This window comes from Hymenobacter segetis (genome assembly GCF_054776495.1).
This window is the reverse complement of record NZ_BAAHBV010000002.1, coordinates 643,311-659,185: the sequence shown is the minus strand read 5'-3', so window position 1 is coordinate 659,185 and position 15,875 is coordinate 643,311. Positions and strand designations below refer to the sequence as shown.

Here is a 15,875-nt window from a genome sequence, read left to right as displayed (position 1 = left end):
ATGAAAAGGCACCGCGCACGGGCTTGCCGGAAGCGAATAAAGGATAAGTGTCGCATGGGAAACAAGTAGTTAGTGAACAATAAAAAGCAACGGTTATGCAGCAGCATGCGCCGGGTATTCAAGCATTATTTGCTGAATAGCAAGCAATTATAATATTAATGTTTTTGACTTAACATATTATATATCATATATAATTTAGTTTTCTATTAAATCATGAGGTGGCCTAACCAAACCCGGCTGATGTGGAGCGTGGTCTGCAATTGCGGTTGGGCGAGTAATGACTGAGGGCTGAGTGGAGGCGCTCGGAATTGTAATGGGGCACGGGGTCGCTGATTTCAGGCTTGGCTTTTTCCTAGCCAGGGAGATGGCCGCTGTTGGGCCATTCAGCCTTGGGCCCGCTCCAAAACGATTCGGCAGGGGGCGTGCCCGGTAGGGCGTTGTCATAGTAGTTGCCGCGTCGGCTCATGCTTTATCGGGCCCCGTGGCACACCAGCAGGCCTTTGAAGCGGGTGCCCGTATGCTGACGGCCCTGGTCGGGCATGGTGTCGCGCACATCCCAACCGACAACTTTGCGCGAGCAACCGTTTTTATGAACGAAAAGGCCTAAACGGCTATGGCAAGTGCTGAAAAAACTTGAGTTGTTTGCTCGCCAGCACCAGCTGAGCGTACCCTCCCCGCATGCCGACATACACCGTATCCCCAAAGACGGCAACCGAGTTGGGGTAGAGTCCGCCCCAAAAGGTTTGCTGCACCACGGCAAAGCCCCGGCTTTGGGCGATGTACACCGTGTTGTTTTCCACCCAAAACGCTTCGGGCGCATCCGCAAAGTCGGCCAGCTTGGTGTAGCCAAACCCGGGGGACGTGCCGGTCAACTGGTACAACGCGCCGCTGCTGCTGGACAAGTGGGCCATGCCTTCGATAAAGTACACCGTGCCGTCGCGTTGAAAAAGCAGGCGCACATTCCCTTGCTTTATCGCCACCGGGGTAGCTTTTTTATCCGTCGGCTGAAAAACCAGGCGCCCGCCAAATTCGCCGTAGTCCGCTCCCCGAAGTTCCCCGCCGGCAATCCGCAACTGCGTGGTACGCGCGTCCTTGCCCAGGCTCGTAACCAGTTTGTCGCCTTTTCTGCGGACGCAATAGCTGAGGGCCCGGTTCAAGCGAAACCAGCGGGGACTCCCCGGTTCGGGCAGCGTTGTTTCGCGAAACAACGCGGGCTGGTGGGCTTGGGCGTGGCCGAGCAAGCGCGCTCCAAGCACACAAAGCAACAGCAAGAGAAGTCGGTGGCGGGATTATATCCCAGTAGATGACGGCCTTGCTAGGCGTAGCGGCGGGTGTGCCTGTTTACAATTAAGGAAATGGCCGGGCGACTCATGTTGAACCGCTGAGCGAGGATTTTTTGCGTGGTGCCCTGCGCGGCGAGGTGGCGCACCTGCGCCACTTCGGCCGTGCTAAGCCGGCTTTTATGATGCAGCTCACCACAGTTGTACAGGTACGCAGTCGTGGCTTCATCTTCTAATGCACACGGATAAACCCATTGCAGGTTATCGGCTCGTAGATTGAGATGATTGCCGTCGCGGGGAAGCACGAATGTCTGGCGAGCATCAACTGGGGGAGGTAAAAAGTGCTGAGCAACCAGACGATTGAGGCCAACCTGCGCTATGGTAGCTTCACAGCACAAGGTGACGGAAGGGTAGCGGCTTGCGCCTAATGGCCGTAGCAGGCGTGCCCGCGTGGTACGCTTATACCGCAAACTGACCACTTTGCCATGAGAGGAAACCCGGTAACGGTCGGCAAAACCAGCTACCGGCAGCCATTCCTCGCCATTGGCAACCGGAACGAGCACATTCGCCGACAGCGCGTGGCCATTATCCAGTTCGACGGTTCCATCGGCTAATACCTCGACTACCACCGCATAATCAGTCAGGCCTGCACGAGCAGACCCAGGGATGGTGACGGTATCGCCGGCGCGCAACGTAGGGGTCACAGAATACATAAGAAGCTGAAAAATAGGGGCAGAATACACGGCAGCAGGGCGGAAATCATTAAATGACTCCCCTGAGGTGCTGGCTAAGGAGCTGGGTTCGGGAGTTGACCTGCATTTTGCGGTAGACGTGCTTGACGTGGGTGCGGACAGTGAGGGTGGAGAGGTCGAGGCGGGTGGAGATTTCTTTGTCGCTCAGGCCGTCGACGATGCCCTGCAGGACCTGCTGCTCGCGGGGGGTGAGCAGGGCCGTGTGGGTGGTGGGGGTGGGACGGAAGTGGCCCAGCACCTTGCGGCTGACTGCGCGGCTCATCGGCGCCCCACCGCGGGCTACTTCGCGCACGGCGGGGCCGAGCTGGTCGAGGGGGGAGCCCTTGGTTAGGTAGCCGGTGGCGCCGCAGCACAGGGCTTGGTAGATGTGCTCGATGTCGTCGTAGGCGGTGAACATAATGACTTCCAGGGCGGGGTACTTGTCTTTGAGCAGGGGCAGGGCCTCGGTGCCGCTCAGGCCGGGCAGGCCGATGTCGAGCAGCAGCACGCGGGGCAGCAGGCCCTCGTCGAGCTCTTCGAGCAGGTCCTCGACGCGGGCGGCTACGAACACGAGGCGGATGTCGGGCTGCTGAGCGAAGTAGGCCCGCAGCACCTTCACCAGCACCGCGTCGTCCTCTACAACCGCCAGCGTGATTAAATCCATGAATTGCTTGTGTAGAATCTGATTTTTAACCCAGGTCAATACACTGGATACATGGAATTTACTGAATGCCTGGCTCGGGCGCGCATGCCTGCGCGCAAGCACCAAAAAGCTCCTCGGTGAGAATGCGAAATTAGGCGTTTCCCAAGATGGTTGCCGAATGCGGGCCTACCCTATTTGCGGGAGGTGCTACCTAAGCCATCTGGAATACATTGTCTAATGCTCGCTCAGTAGAAATATTTATTTAATTGATTTCCATAATTGTGATAAAGGAAATTAGCGTAGCTACGTTCAAAAAAGACTTAAAATATATTAATAATTGCCGCAGTCTGGCGGGGGCTCCTGAAGAGAGGGGCATGGCAACACCCGCATCTAGGGTAGGACTTTTAGGGGATAACCTGTCTGCTAAGCTGGAATTTTGTGCCGGTGAATGTACCTCTCCCTGTCCTGACGATTTATGAGAATGTGGCAGTAGGCATTCTGCTTGTAATCAATAGGGTAATTATAAATCTCAATCTTTTATTTGCATGAATTTACACTTACAAGTCAGTCGGCCTACAACGCACTTATTCGGTTCTCGAGCCCCTGAAAAAGTAGTGCAGCAAGTGCGCAACGCGTTGGGTGCGTTGATAAAGCTGGTACTGCTGGGTGGACTGCTGCTGGCCGGGCGGCTGGCACATGCTCATTCCGACACCGATGCGCTTGCTTCATCGGCGCGCCAGCCTGCTGCTGTGGGCACGGGTGTGGTGCCCAAACAGGGCACCGGTGCCAACAAAGTGCTGGCGGCCCCGGTAGCCTATGCCCGCACGTCGCAAATTCTGCTGAATACCTACGCCGACACCCGGCTGGCGGTGCCCCTGACGGCTACCGATGCCGATGCCGGCGGCTCCATTGCCTCTTATACGGTAACGACGCTGCCGCCCGCAGCGGCCGGGGTACTGAAAATCAACGGCCTCACCACCGTCACCACGGCTACGGTAATTGCGGCCGCCGATGCGGGCAATCTGACCTTTGACCCGGCGGCCGGCTACTTTGGCACGGCCGTGTTTCAGTACCAGGCCAAAGACAACACCGCGACGGCTTCGGCCCCCGTGACCTACGGCATTCCGGTGAGCAAAGCCACCTGCGGAGCCGGCGTGGGACAGGCCAACCTGCTGAGCTACTACGCCCGCACTACTGGTGAAGACTGGAAAGTGCCCCGCACGGTGAGCGTGGGGGGCGTTAGCGTTACTACTTCCGGCTACGCGGCATCGGCCGGCACCACCAACACGCTGGGCATCGCCGACCAGGCGGGGCTACCGAGCAAGGGCCTGACCTGGCTGGAGGACTACAGTGCCAGCGCGGCGGCTACGGCCACGCTCACGTTTGCCTTCAGCCGGCCGGTGAGCAACTTCACCCTGACGGCCGGCGACATCGATACCGGCGTAGGATTCATCGACCAGCTGGTTATTCAAGGGTACGACGTCAACAATACCCTCGTCGTCATTCCGGCCGCCAGCGCCGTAGCGGGAGCATCCAACGCCTACAGTAACAACGGTGGCAACGGCAACAACACCTTTACCGGTACAGCTACCAGCGATGGATTGGCCACCAGCAACATCATTGCCACTTTCCCGTCGGCCATCACCCGGCTGGTACTGACCTACCGCAATACCTCGGCGCAGGCCGACCCGGCGCTGCAAGGCATTGTGTTTACGTCTTTTGCCTGGTGCGCGCAGGCCGATATCCAGACCACCCTTAGTGGTCCGGTGCGGGCGCAGGCCGGCAGCACGGTGGCCCTCACCGCCACCACGCTCAATGTTAGCGGCGATGCGGTGAATAACATTCAGCCCACGGTGCAGCTGCCCACGGGCCTGAGCGGCGTGACGGGCGGCACCTACGCCACGAGTACCGGCGTGCTCACGCTGCCTGTCATCAGCAACCTGGCGGCTAGCAATTCGGTAGCCCAGCCCATCACCTACACAATGCCCGCCACGGTGGCCGTGACGGCTACGTCGGGCTTCACCTCAACGGCCGACGACCCCACGGCCGGTAACAACACCGCGACCCTGACCACGGCCCAGAACCGGACTCCGGTGGCCAACAACGTGACCAGCGCGCCGGCCATTCTGAGCAGCACTACCAGCCAGACCACGCTGGCCTCGTTCAACGCCAACGACCCGGACGCGACCACCGGCAACACCACCATCATGTCGTTCACCGTACTGTCGTTGCCCCCGGCGGTCCAGGGCACGCTCTACGTGAATGGCACGGCGGCCACGCTGAACCAGGTTATCACGGTGCCAACCTCGGCCACGCCGGCCGCGCCGGGCTACCAGCTTGCCTTCGTGCCGAACGGCACGTTTGCTGGCAGCGCCAGCTTCACCTACAAAGCCACCGACGACGCTAATACCAGCTCGAACACGGCGACCTACTACGTGCCCGTGACGGCGGGGGCCGACCTGGTGTCGACCATGAACGGCTCGACTTCGGGCGTGGAAGGCCAGTCGAAGACTTATAACCTAACGACCACCAACAACGGGCCGGCCGCGTCCACCGGCGTGGTGCCCACCATCACGCTGTCGCACAAGCCGCCGTTCAGTACCGTGTCGGTGACCAACGGCAGCTACGACCCTACCACGGGCGTCGTGACCTTTAATACCATCTCCTCGCTGGCCAGCGGGGCATCCAGTGCCAACACCCTGACGCTGCTGGTCCAGGCGGCTCCCGCCAGCTTTACCCTCACGGGGGCCAATACCAGCAACACCGCCGACCCCACGCCGGCCAACAATAACGGCACCGCCCCGGCCGCCAACCTTGCGGTAACGGTGCTGCCCATTGGGCCGGCGGGCCTGGCCAGCGCCTGCGCCACTCCCGGCCAGGATGGCTCGCCCACCCTGAGCACCAACCCCAACACCTACTATCCGGCCGCCAACCAAACGGTGGCCGTGGGCGCTACCGCCTTCACGGTGGGAGCGGCCACCGGCAGCACCCTCACGCCCATCGCCGCCGGCGACCTGCTCCTGATTATGCAGATGCAGGGGGCGGAAGTGGACGCGACCAATACCGATTCGTACGGTGACGGCGTGGCGGGTGGCTTCGCCTCCAATACCCTGAACAACGCCAATTTTACGGCAGGGCGCTACGAATACGCCGTGGCCGCCAGCGCAGTACCCGTCGGCGGAGGCACCGTCATGGTGAGCTCCGGCCTGAAATACAGCTACGACAACGCCAACGCTACCTCGGTGGCAGGCCAGCGGCGCTTCCAGGTGGTGCGCATTCCGCAGTACCAGAACCTGACCGTGAGCGGCACCGTGGCCCCCAAAGCCTGGGACGGCCGCACCGGCGGCGTGCTGGCGCTGGACGTAACCGGCCAGCTCACCTTCGCCAGCGGCGCCAGTCTGGATGCCTCCGGCAAAGGTTTCCGGGGCGGGGCGGGCCAGATGCTGACCGGCACCACCGGCCTGAGCGGCACCGACTACCGCACCGTTGCGCCCGCCTCGGTCGGTACCACGCTGGGGGCTCACGCCATGAAGGGCGAAGGCACTGCCGGTACGCCGCGCTACGTGAACACCGGCACCGACTTATTGGATACAGGATTCGATGGCTACCCCAATGGCAGCGCCGGCCGTGGCGCGCCCGGCAATGCCGGCGGCGGCGGCACCGATGCCAACCCCGGCCCGACCGGCTCCGGCAACACCCAGAATTCCGGCGGCGGCGGCGGGGCCAATGCCTCGCGCGGCGGACGCGGCGGCAACGCGGCTGGCAGCAATGCAGCCGTAGGCGGCGAAACCGGCGGCGGCTTCAACCCCATCAGCAGCAGCCGCCTGATTATGGGCGGCGGCGGCGGTGCGGGCGTGAGCAACGACGGCAGCGGCGGTGGCTCGAACCCGGGCTATGCCAGCAGCGGCGCGGCCGGGGGCGGCATCGTGCTGGTGCGCGCGGGCTCGGTGGGCGGCGTAGGGGCCGTACTGGCTAATGGTGCAGCGGCCAGCAGCGCCGTGGTGCAAGACGGCAGCGGCGGCGGCGGGGCCGGTGGCTCAGTGCTGGTGACGGTGAACAACCCCGCTACCCTGAACCGCCTCAGCCTGGCGGCCAATGGCGGCAACGGCGGCAGCAACAGTGCGGCCGCCGCCCACGGCCCCGGTGGCGGCGGCGGCGGCGGCGTGGTGCTAAGCAACGCGGCACCGGCCAGCAGCAGCGTGGCCAGCGGTACCAGTGGCACCACCACCGGCGGCGCGGCCTACGGGGCCAGCGCCGGTGGCACCGGCATTGCCAACAGCCAAATCAGCAACAGCATTGCCGGGAGCACGGCAGGCATCAATTGCAGCGCGGATGTGACGGCCGTGCTGACAGCCCCAATCCAGGCCACGGCGGCCCAGACCGTGATTGTATCGGCGGTGTTCGCCAACAATGGCGGCGCGGATGCCAGCAGCGTGACCCGCGTGGTCACCCTGTCGTCGGGCAGCAACGCCAGTGGCGATGTGGTAACCAACGTGGTGGCACCCGGCAGCATCACCATCAGTGCCAATGCCACGACCGGCGATGTGACCATCACCTATCCCGGAGTGTCGGCGCTGAGCGCCGGCACCAGCAGCCAGTTCAATATCTCGTACACCGCGCCCGGCACGGCCGCCGTGGTGGCTACGGCCAGCATCGCCACCGCGACAGGCGAGCCGGTGACGACCAACAACACCAGCTCGGCCACCACCACCGTTACCGGTTTTGCCGATGTGGTAGGGGTCATCTTCGGCTTGGGAACGACGACCACCGGACGGGCTTCGGGTACTTACGGTGTGCTGTTTGCCAACAACGGCCCCGCCGCCGCGCTCAACGTGACGCGCACGGTGACCCTGCCTCCGGGCTCTTCGCTCACCGCTGCTCAGCTGAGCGCCCTCACGGCGCAGGGCGCTACCTTCGACAGCAACACCCGGATAATTGACTTCGGCAGCGTGGCTACGTGGAACAGCCGCGATGTCAGCGTGTTTCGCATTGCTTATACCGCGTCGAATACGAGCGGCAGCACGGCCATCGTTTCCCGCATCACCACTACTTCGCCGGAAGATGGGGTAGGGGGCACCGGTGCCCCCACTGCCCCCGATACGTTCTCCTTCGCCATTACCAACAGCTCGGCGGCTGATGCCACGACGGACGGCATCACGGTTTCGGCCGCTGCGGTTGTGCCGGGCCAGCAGGCGTCGTTTACGTTCAACTTCCGCAATTTCGGCCCTGGCGATGCCGTCAACGTCACCCGTTCGGCCCAGCTCACGCCGGGCCTCAGCATCGTGTCGGTCACCGGCGGTGGAAGCTACGATGCACTCACGGGCCTCGTAACTTACCCCACGCTGGCTACTTTGGCTAACGGTAGCTCGGCTCCTTCTACCGTCACTTTTCTGGCCCCTGCCATCGGTCCGGTCAGCAGCAGCGGCAGCATCACCTCCGGCGTTGGTGCGGTGTCGTCGGGCCTTTTCAATAATAACGAGGCCGCCGCATCCATTGCCGTTACACCCCTCGCCGATGTGGCCACGGCCATCAGCGGCCCGGCTTCGGCTCTTGCTGGCAACCTAGTGACCTATAGCCTGATTTCCGCCAACAACGGCCCATCGCCGGCGGCCGCCGTGGTACAAACGGTGCAACTGCCCACGGGCCTGGCGGCTATTGGGGTATTTCTCTCGAACCAGGGCACCTACGATGCGGGCACCGGCATTGCCACCTTCCCGCCCGTGGCTGTGCTGGCCAGCGGAAGCAGCGTCAACAACACCGTTAGTTTTGTGATGCCGACCAGCGGCTTCACGGCCACGGCCGGCATCAGCACCGCCACCGCCGAGGGCGGCGCGACGGCCAACAATTCGGCCCCGGCTACCACCGGAACCACGGCCGTGGCTACCACCGACCCCCGGGCCAACGTGTATAACACCCTCGGCATTTCGAGTAAGAACGTGGCCCCCGGTGCCCCGGTTATTTTTACCGTGGTTACCGGCAACAATGGCCCCAGCCCCGCCCAAAATGTGGTGCAGCAGCTTTCGCTGCCCGCCGGCCTAAGCATCTCGGGCGGTAGCATTTCGGGTGGCGGCACGTACAATGCGGCCACGGGCATCGTCACTTTTCCGGCCCTAGCTACCCTGGCCAGTGGTAGCAGCGTCACCAATACCGTGACGCTTGCGGCCCCGGCTGCCGGCCCCTTAGTAGCAATGGCCAGCGTGACCGCCGCCACCGCCGACCCGGTCCCGGCCGATAACCAGGCGATACGCAACGTAGATATCATCAGCACCACCGATGTGGCCACGACCATCATCGGGCCTGCCATAGCTTCGGCTACGGAGATTACGGTGTTCGCGGTGAGCACTCGCAACAACGGCGCGGCCCCCGCCACCAACGTGGTGCAAACGGTGAGCATTCCCGCCGGCCTGGCACCGGCGGAGGTGACGACGACGGGCAGTGGCGTGTATGCCCCTGCCACGGGACTCATCACCTGGCCCACCGTGGCGCAGCTTGCCGTGGGCGAAGTGCGTACTTACTCGTACAGCTACGTGGCCCCCGCTTTTAAATCAACCGATGCCAGCAACCCGCGCGTGGTGCTGAGCCAGGCCGCCGTAACCAGCAGCACCCCCGATGGCGTTGTTTCTAATAACTCGTCGCAGGTGGCGACCCTGGTTAAGTGGAATTCGGACGTATCGGTGGCCATTGCCGGGCCTTCCCTTAATGTGGTGGGCAACCCGGTGGTTTTCACGGTTTCAACGACGAACAACGGGCCGGCTCCGGCGGCCGTTGTCAACACCAGCGTGCGTATTGCCACCGGCCTCAATGTGGTGGCCAGCGGCGGCGGGGTGTATGATATCACCACCGGCATTGTCACCTTCCCCACCATCACTAACCAAGCCGCAGGCGTGACAGGGGTAGTTACGAACACCATTACCGTGATTTCGCCGTCGAATCCCCTGGTTGGAGCGTCGGCCGCGGCTGATGTTCCGGGTACCACCAACGACATTAACTTGACCAACAACGCGGTTACTGCCTATCTGCTGGTGTCGCCCATTACCAGTGCGCAGACGGATTTCCAGGCCACCATTGCGGCCGACCGTACGTCGCAGCAAGCCGGCCAGCCCATCGTGCTGACCGTGACGGCCACCAATGCCAACACCAGCGGCACGGCGGCCGACATGCAGGCGCAGGTGAGCCTGCCCGGCGGCCTGAGTGGCGTGCTCGTATCGGGTGGCGGCACCTACGATGCCGCCAGCGGAGCCGTGACCTTCCCCCTCGCCCCGGCCCAGCCGGCCAATACCACGCTCACCTACACCATCACGGTGAGCAACCCCGGCAACGACCCGCTGGTGGCCACGGCCAGTGTGGCCGGCAACGTGTCGGACCCCACGCCGGCCAACAACAGCCAGGTGGTGCGCGTGACGATTGTGCCGGTGGCCGACATTGCCACCTCCGTGAGCGGCCCGGCCACCATGCTGCCCGGTGCCCTGACCACTTACACGGTGGTAACGCTGAACCAGGGCCCCTCCCCAGCTAACGCTGTGGCCCAAACCGTGCAGCTGCCCACCGGCCTGAGCGGCGTCACGGTTTCGGGCGGCGGCAGCTACGACGCGGCCTCCGGCCTGGTGAGCTTCCCTACCATTGCCACGCAGGCCGTGGGCAAAGCCGGCGAAGTCACGAACACCATTGCCTTTGTTCTTCCCACCACGGCTTCGACCGTAGTAGGCAGCGTGAGCAGCGGCACGGCGGAGCCCGCCGGCACCACCGCCAACAATAGCTCCTCGCTCACCACGACCCTGACCAACCAAATGCCGTTGGCCAACACCGTGACTAACATTCTGCAAGCGCCAGAGGGCAACACCGCCGGGCCGCTCGTGCTCACGGCCATCAAAGGCATCGACCCCGATGGCAGCGTGGCCGCCTTCACCATCACGGCGCTACCGGCTACTGCGGCCGGGGTGCTCGCGCTCAACGGAAGCCCGGTTACTGCCGGTCAGATTATCAGCAACAGCGACGCGGCCAACCTCACCTTCGACCCGGTAGCTACCTTCGTGGGCAACGCTTTCTTTGCCTACTCGGCCACCGACAACCAGGGCGCTACCTCTGCCCCGGTCTTCTACACCATTGCCGTGGGCCAGGACAATGCTGCCCGCTATACCAGCACGCCCCTCAAGGGTGGCACTAATCAGTACCAGAACGGCGATATCATCGCCAATGTATTTGACGACAACGGCGGCGCTTACGATGCCATCGCGTCCGTGACCGATAACGGCATACGCACCGCCACCGTGACCACCGGCAGTACCCTGCCCGATGGGCTGGAACTCGACCCCACCGCTGGTCAGGTGCGCGTGTTCGCCCGTACTCTGCTGGTGACCGGCACCTACCCGGTCACCATCACCACCGTCGACGCCAACGGCGGCGTAACTACCCAGGTCGTGCTGCTGCGCATTGGCGATTATCCATTGCCGGTGGAGCTCACGCGCTTTGTGGCCACGGCGGTAGGGGCCGATGCCAAGCTGAGCTGGACCACTGCCCAGGAGTTGAACAACAAGGGTTTCCGCGTGGAACGCTCGTTTGACGGGACCCGCTTCGTGCCGCTGGATTTTGTGGCCGGGGCGGGCACTACCGCCCGGTCCCAGCAATACACTTACACGGAAGTCGGCGTGGGACGGCAGTATCCTGGCACCGTCTACTACCGCCTTCAGCAACTCGACCTTTCGGGCAAAGCCACCTACAGCCCCGTGCGGGCGGTGGTATTTGCCCCGGAAGCACCTAGTCTGTTCCCAAATCCGGCTTACACGCATACCACACTGAACCTGAATGCCCTGCCAGCTGCTACGTTTGATATAGCCTTGGTAGATATGGCCGGCCGGGTGGTGCAGGCCTACACGTTGGCCGGTGGGCGGGCGCACGAGCTGCCGCTGAGCGGTTTGCCAAATGGCGCATATCTGGTTATCATTCGCCGGGGCAGCCTGAAACTGGTGTGCCACTTGCTAAAACAGTAATGCCAGCGATTCGAGCGGCCTCCTGCCTCATTCGCGCAAGCTCAACGTTTGACCGTACGGCACAAAGCCAAGAGTAAATACCAATAATCAATTACTGATTCAGAGCAGCAGAACTGAAGGCCCCGCGAATTCGCGAGACTTCAGCTCTGCTGCTCTTTTTGCGTAAATGGTAGGCTTGGATTAAAGGAGCGGCAAATGCGGTTGAGCATTGCCCTCACGGCTAAATTAAACCGGCGATAAAGGAGCGTACTACCGCATTTAAGGTAGGACTTTTTTTATACAAGGGGAGGCCGCCGCAATAGCTTTGTTACTCTCTTCTGACGGCTTGCTATACCCTGCCCATTAAGCCTGCTAGTGGGATTGGTAGCAGTTCCTAGTCTAATGCCAGATTGGTGATGAATTCCCGGAAAAAGGTAGAATCGACCAATTCGGATATGTCACGTAGGCCTAGTCAGCGCATTTAGCTTTTTCAAACCAGAGCAATGGCTATCTGCTACACTAACGATTAGCATGGCTGCAGGCTGCAAATCGCCAGCGGTATTGCTTGTCGCTACTGTGGTCTGGGCTTTGTAAAAATAGGCTTATTTACACAAAGCCCAACAGCTAGCCGGGTATAAGCAGCCTACCTATTATCCGGTCGCCATAACCTGGTGCCCGCTCTCACAAAACCATCGGCATTTTCCTCTTTCTACTTTCTAACCAAGGGCCTGCTCCCAACCTAACGCTATGAATAAATTCCGCATTACCCAGACGCGGCCACTCACCAATGTCCTGCCTTACGAAGTAGAGGAGTGTCGCCAGCTGTGGTTCCTGCCGTGGACAGTGTGGCGCCCGCTGCAAGAGCGCAAGTTCACCGGCCGCAGCTACCGGATGACCCCCCGGCGCTTTCAGACCCCCCAGGAGGCCCAGGTTTTCACCGAGCAGATGTTGGCCCTGCGCACCAGTCAGGAAGCTGAGCAGCGGCGCTCGCAGGACGAGCGGCACCAGCGGCGGCAGCTGCCGCGGGTTGTTCAGGTGCTTCACCTGACGGTGCCCGTGTAGCCCCTGCACCCACACCTGAATTGAGCGTCCGCTATGCCACCCGCAAGGGAGAGCACGGTTGGCTCCGATCCCGTTTGGCTTATAAAGCAACTGGGCAACCCAGGCTGAATGCTCCCCCCGCTACCGCGTTGCGCTGATGCGTCTGATTCAGTCGTTGCGATATAATCTATTTGCAATCAGGTAATAGCGCCCCGAAAAAACACTGCTCTACCATGAATTCACAGCTACTATTAACCTCGCTGGCGGCTTTGTCGCTGGTGGGAGGGCTGGGCCACCGTGCGGCGGCTCAAGCCACCATCCCGGCGGCGCTTTACGTTAACGACGGCGCGACTACCGGCGATGTATTCACCAGCGCCACCGGCAGCGATGTCACCGGCGATGGCTCGGCTGCCGCGCCCTTCGCCACCGTGGCGCGTGCGCTGGCCCAGGCGGGCCTCACCACCCAAACCATCTTTATCGACGCCGGTACCTACGCCGAGCGCGTGGTGCTGAACCAGCCCGTGAGCCTGCAAGGCACAGGTACCGCCACCGCCCGGCCCGGCAGTGCCACCATTTTTGATGGCGGCCTGCTGGCCAGCGCCACCCAAACCAGCGAAGCGGGGTTGCTCATTGCCGCCAACGGCAACAGCAGCAGTGCTCTGCTCACGGTAGCCGATATCACATTTCAGGCCTATGACTATGGTATTCAAGCCACGGGCGCCGCTCCCCAGGCTCATATCCTGCTGGAGGACGTGGAAACCGTGCACAACCGTCGCCAAGGCATTTTCTGGGTCAGCCAAAATGGTGTGCAGGACCTGACCTTGCGCCGGGTGCGGGCCGCCTACACCGCCGAAACCGGCAATACCAACGCCAACGGCGCGGGCCGGGGCCTGTTCCTGACGAACGGCCCCAAGGCCGACATCCTGATTGAAGACGGCGTGTTCGAGATGAACCGCCGCAGTGGCATCGACATCAACGACGGCAGCGTGAGCGGCCTCACGGTGCGCAACAACCAGATTACCCAGAATGCAGGTGGCGGCCTAATCGTGCTGGGCGCTGCCGGGCCGCGCAACAGCAGCGGTACTTTCACCGGCTTTGCTGCCCTCATCGAAGGCAACGCCCTGCGCAACAATGCCTCCAACGGCATGGAACTGAAGGCCTGCACCGGCACCGGCCGCCGCAGCGGCGTGGGCAGCTTCGTGGTGCGCCAGAACTACATCGTGCGCACCGTGGGCGCGCCCACCAACCTGGGCGAGGACAACGCCGGGCTGGCTTTCATCGACCGCGACCGCAACGTTATTACGATTGGCGGCGGCCTCACCGGCGATTTGGTCACGGGCGGCGCATTCATTGAAGGCAATACCGTGCGGGGCTACCTGGCCGATGCCACTAGTACGTCGTTCAACATCAACGGCTTTGGTATGGTGCTGGAAGGTGCTAATAACAAAGTGTTTGGCAACGTAGTGGCGCAATGCCAGCGGGCCGTGCAGGTGCAGGACCGCCCGGCCAACAGCGCGGGCTACACGGCCTTTTTCGACGTGAGCCGCAACTGGCTGGTGGTGTCGTCGGGCGACAGCATCCGGGGCAACCGCCTCGACAGCTGCGCCACCGCCATCCGGGCCGTCAACCTGACCAACCCGGTCGATGCGTCGCTGAACTGGCTCGGAGCCAACACGGCCACTGGCGTGCGTGGTGCGGCCGGTACTGGCGGCTTGGTTGTGACCTTGGGCGGCCCCGCCACTAGCTTCGCCCAACGCTCGGCCATGGCCCCCACGGGCCTGATTGACTATTCTCCCTTTTTGAACTCTTCGGCGGATGCAGACCCGGCCACCGGCTTCCAGCCCGCCCTCGACTACCTCAACGCGGACCACTACAGCCCCCAATCCGGCGCAGCCGGCCCCCTGACGGAGGCTGTAGCTCTGGTAACCGAAAACGGCACGGTAAACCTGGAAGCGGCGGGGTACGATGAAAGTATCAATATCGCCAAAAGCCTGACCCTGAACAACAATGGCGTTACCACCCTTCGCGACCTGACCATGGACAGCTTCGGCAAGGTGCTCACGCTGAGTGCCCCGCTCATGCTGACTGGAACCCTTACCCTCACCAATGGGCTGGTACACACCACGGCCCTCAACTTGCTTACCCTGGCGGAGCAGGCCACCGCCACGGCTGGCACCGCCACTTCCTACGTGGATGGCCCGTTGCGCAAAGTAGGGCAGCAGGCGTTTGTGTTTCCGATAGGCGAAAATGGCCAGTGGGCGCGTCTCGGCATTTCGCCACCCGCCACGGCCACCTCCGCGTTTACCGCCGCATATGCGTACCTGGGGTTTGCTAACCGCACGGCTGCCACGCCGCTGAGCGAAGTAAGCCAGGTAGAATACTGGACCCTGACCAGCGATTCCCCCGCCGACGCGGTGAGCGTGCGGCTTTACTGGGAACATGCCATTCGTAGCGGCATTGATGATTTTTCGAGCGATTTGCAGGTAGCAGCTTTCAACGGCACCCAATGGCAAACGGCGGGCAATGGTGGCCTGAGCGGCAACCTACAGGCGGGCTCCGTGGAGTCGGCGCAGCCCGCTAGTGGGTTTGCGGCCTACACCTTGGGGTCGCTTTCTGGCACCGTCAACCCCCTACAGCTGCAGATGGTTGCTTTCTATGCCGTGCAGCCGCGCCCTGGCACGGTGACCCTGACGTTGATGTTCAATAACGAAACCAATACCTACGGCTACGCCGTGGAACAATGGGGTAATACGGGCACCTGGCAGCAGATTGGCTTTGTGGCCAGCCAGGGCCTTACGGCCCAGTCCCGCACCTACACCTACCAGGACCAGCGCGCCCAGAGTCCGGGCCAAGCCTACTACCGGCTGCGCCAAACCAACGCGGCCGGGCAGGTCCGCTACTCGTCCCTGGCCTCGGTGTTCCTGACCAGTGGCCCGCTAGCCATCGCCCCTGCCACGGCCGTGGCCGACCAGTTCACCATGTTCCCCAACCCCGCCCATGGCCGGGTAACCCTGGCGCTCCCAGCCGCAGTGCGTGGCGATGTCGGGGTGGAGCTCACCGACCTGAGTGGCCGCCGGGTGCATGCCCAAACCCTGCGCGCGGGGGCGGCCCCGGAAGTGAGTTTGCCGGCTGCTTTGCCGGCCGGCATCTACCTGCTGCAAGTGCAGGCCACCGGCTTTTTAGGCCGGCCCCAACGCCTCGTGATTCAATAACT

The 15,875-nt window shown here is 62.5% G+C and carries 6 protein-coding genes; 3 read left to right on the top strand and 3 right to left on the bottom strand.

The window, feature by feature from the left end; genetic code table 11:
* Window positions 1-611: 611 nt before the first annotated feature.
* The 3 genes from ACYU70_RS13270 to ACYU70_RS13260 form a co-directional block, all read right to left on the bottom strand.
* Complete coding sequence (locus ACYU70_RS13270) at window positions 612-1,241, bottom strand: hypothetical protein (RefSeq protein WP_342298034.1); 630 nt, start codon at window positions 1,239-1,241, stop codon at window positions 612-614.
* 74 nt (window positions 1,242-1,315) lie between these two features.
* Window positions 1,316-1,993 (bottom strand): NUMOD4 domain-containing protein, encoded by a 678-nt coding sequence (locus ACYU70_RS13265; protein ID WP_342298032.1) that lies wholly within the window; start codon window positions 1,991-1,993, stop codon window positions 1,316-1,318.
* A gap of 49 nt (window positions 1,994-2,042) precedes the next feature.
* A complete protein-coding gene (locus ACYU70_RS13260; RefSeq protein WP_342298031.1) occupies window positions 2,043-2,675 on the bottom strand; it encodes a response regulator transcription factor in 633 nt (210 codons plus the stop codon).
* Between the two features lie 602 nt (window positions 2,676-3,277).
* On the opposite strand from ACYU70_RS13260, the gene ACYU70_RS13255 reads away from it, so the two are divergent.
* The 3 genes from ACYU70_RS13255 (at window position 3,278) to ACYU70_RS13245 (ending at window position 15,873) form a co-directional block, all read left to right on the top strand.
* On the top strand, window positions 3,278-11,641 hold the full coding sequence (locus ACYU70_RS13255) for a T9SS type A sorting domain-containing protein (RefSeq protein ID WP_342298030.1): 8,364 nt from the start codon (window positions 3,278-3,280) through the stop codon (window positions 11,639-11,641).
* Window positions 11,642-12,367: 726 nt separating this feature from the next.
* Complete coding sequence (locus ACYU70_RS13250; RefSeq protein ID WP_342298028.1) at window positions 12,368-12,682, top strand: hypothetical protein; 315 nt, start codon at window positions 12,368-12,370, stop codon at window positions 12,680-12,682.
* Window positions 12,683-12,894: 212 nt separating this feature from the next.
* Complete coding sequence (locus tag ACYU70_RS13245; protein WP_342298027.1) at window positions 12,895-15,873, top strand: right-handed parallel beta-helix repeat-containing protein; 2,979 nt, start codon at window positions 12,895-12,897, stop codon at window positions 15,871-15,873.
* The last annotated feature ends 2 nt before the right edge of the window (window positions 15,874-15,875 follow it).

Coding starts and splice junctions, on each gene's coding strand:
- ACYU70_RS13245 (WP_342298027.1), top strand. CDS start 12,895: ATGAATTCACAGCTACTATTAACCTCGCTGGCGGCTTTGTCGCTGGTG.
- ACYU70_RS13260 (WP_342298031.1), bottom strand. CDS start 2,675: ATGGATTTAATCACGCTGGCGGTTGTAGAGGACGACGCGGTGCTGGTG.
- ACYU70_RS13250 (WP_342298028.1), top strand. CDS start 12,368: ATGAATAAATTCCGCATTACCCAGACGCGGCCACTCACCAATGTCCTG.
- ACYU70_RS13265 (WP_342298032.1), bottom strand. CDS start 1,993: ATGTATTCTGTGACCCCTACGTTGCGCGCCGGCGATACCGTCACCATC.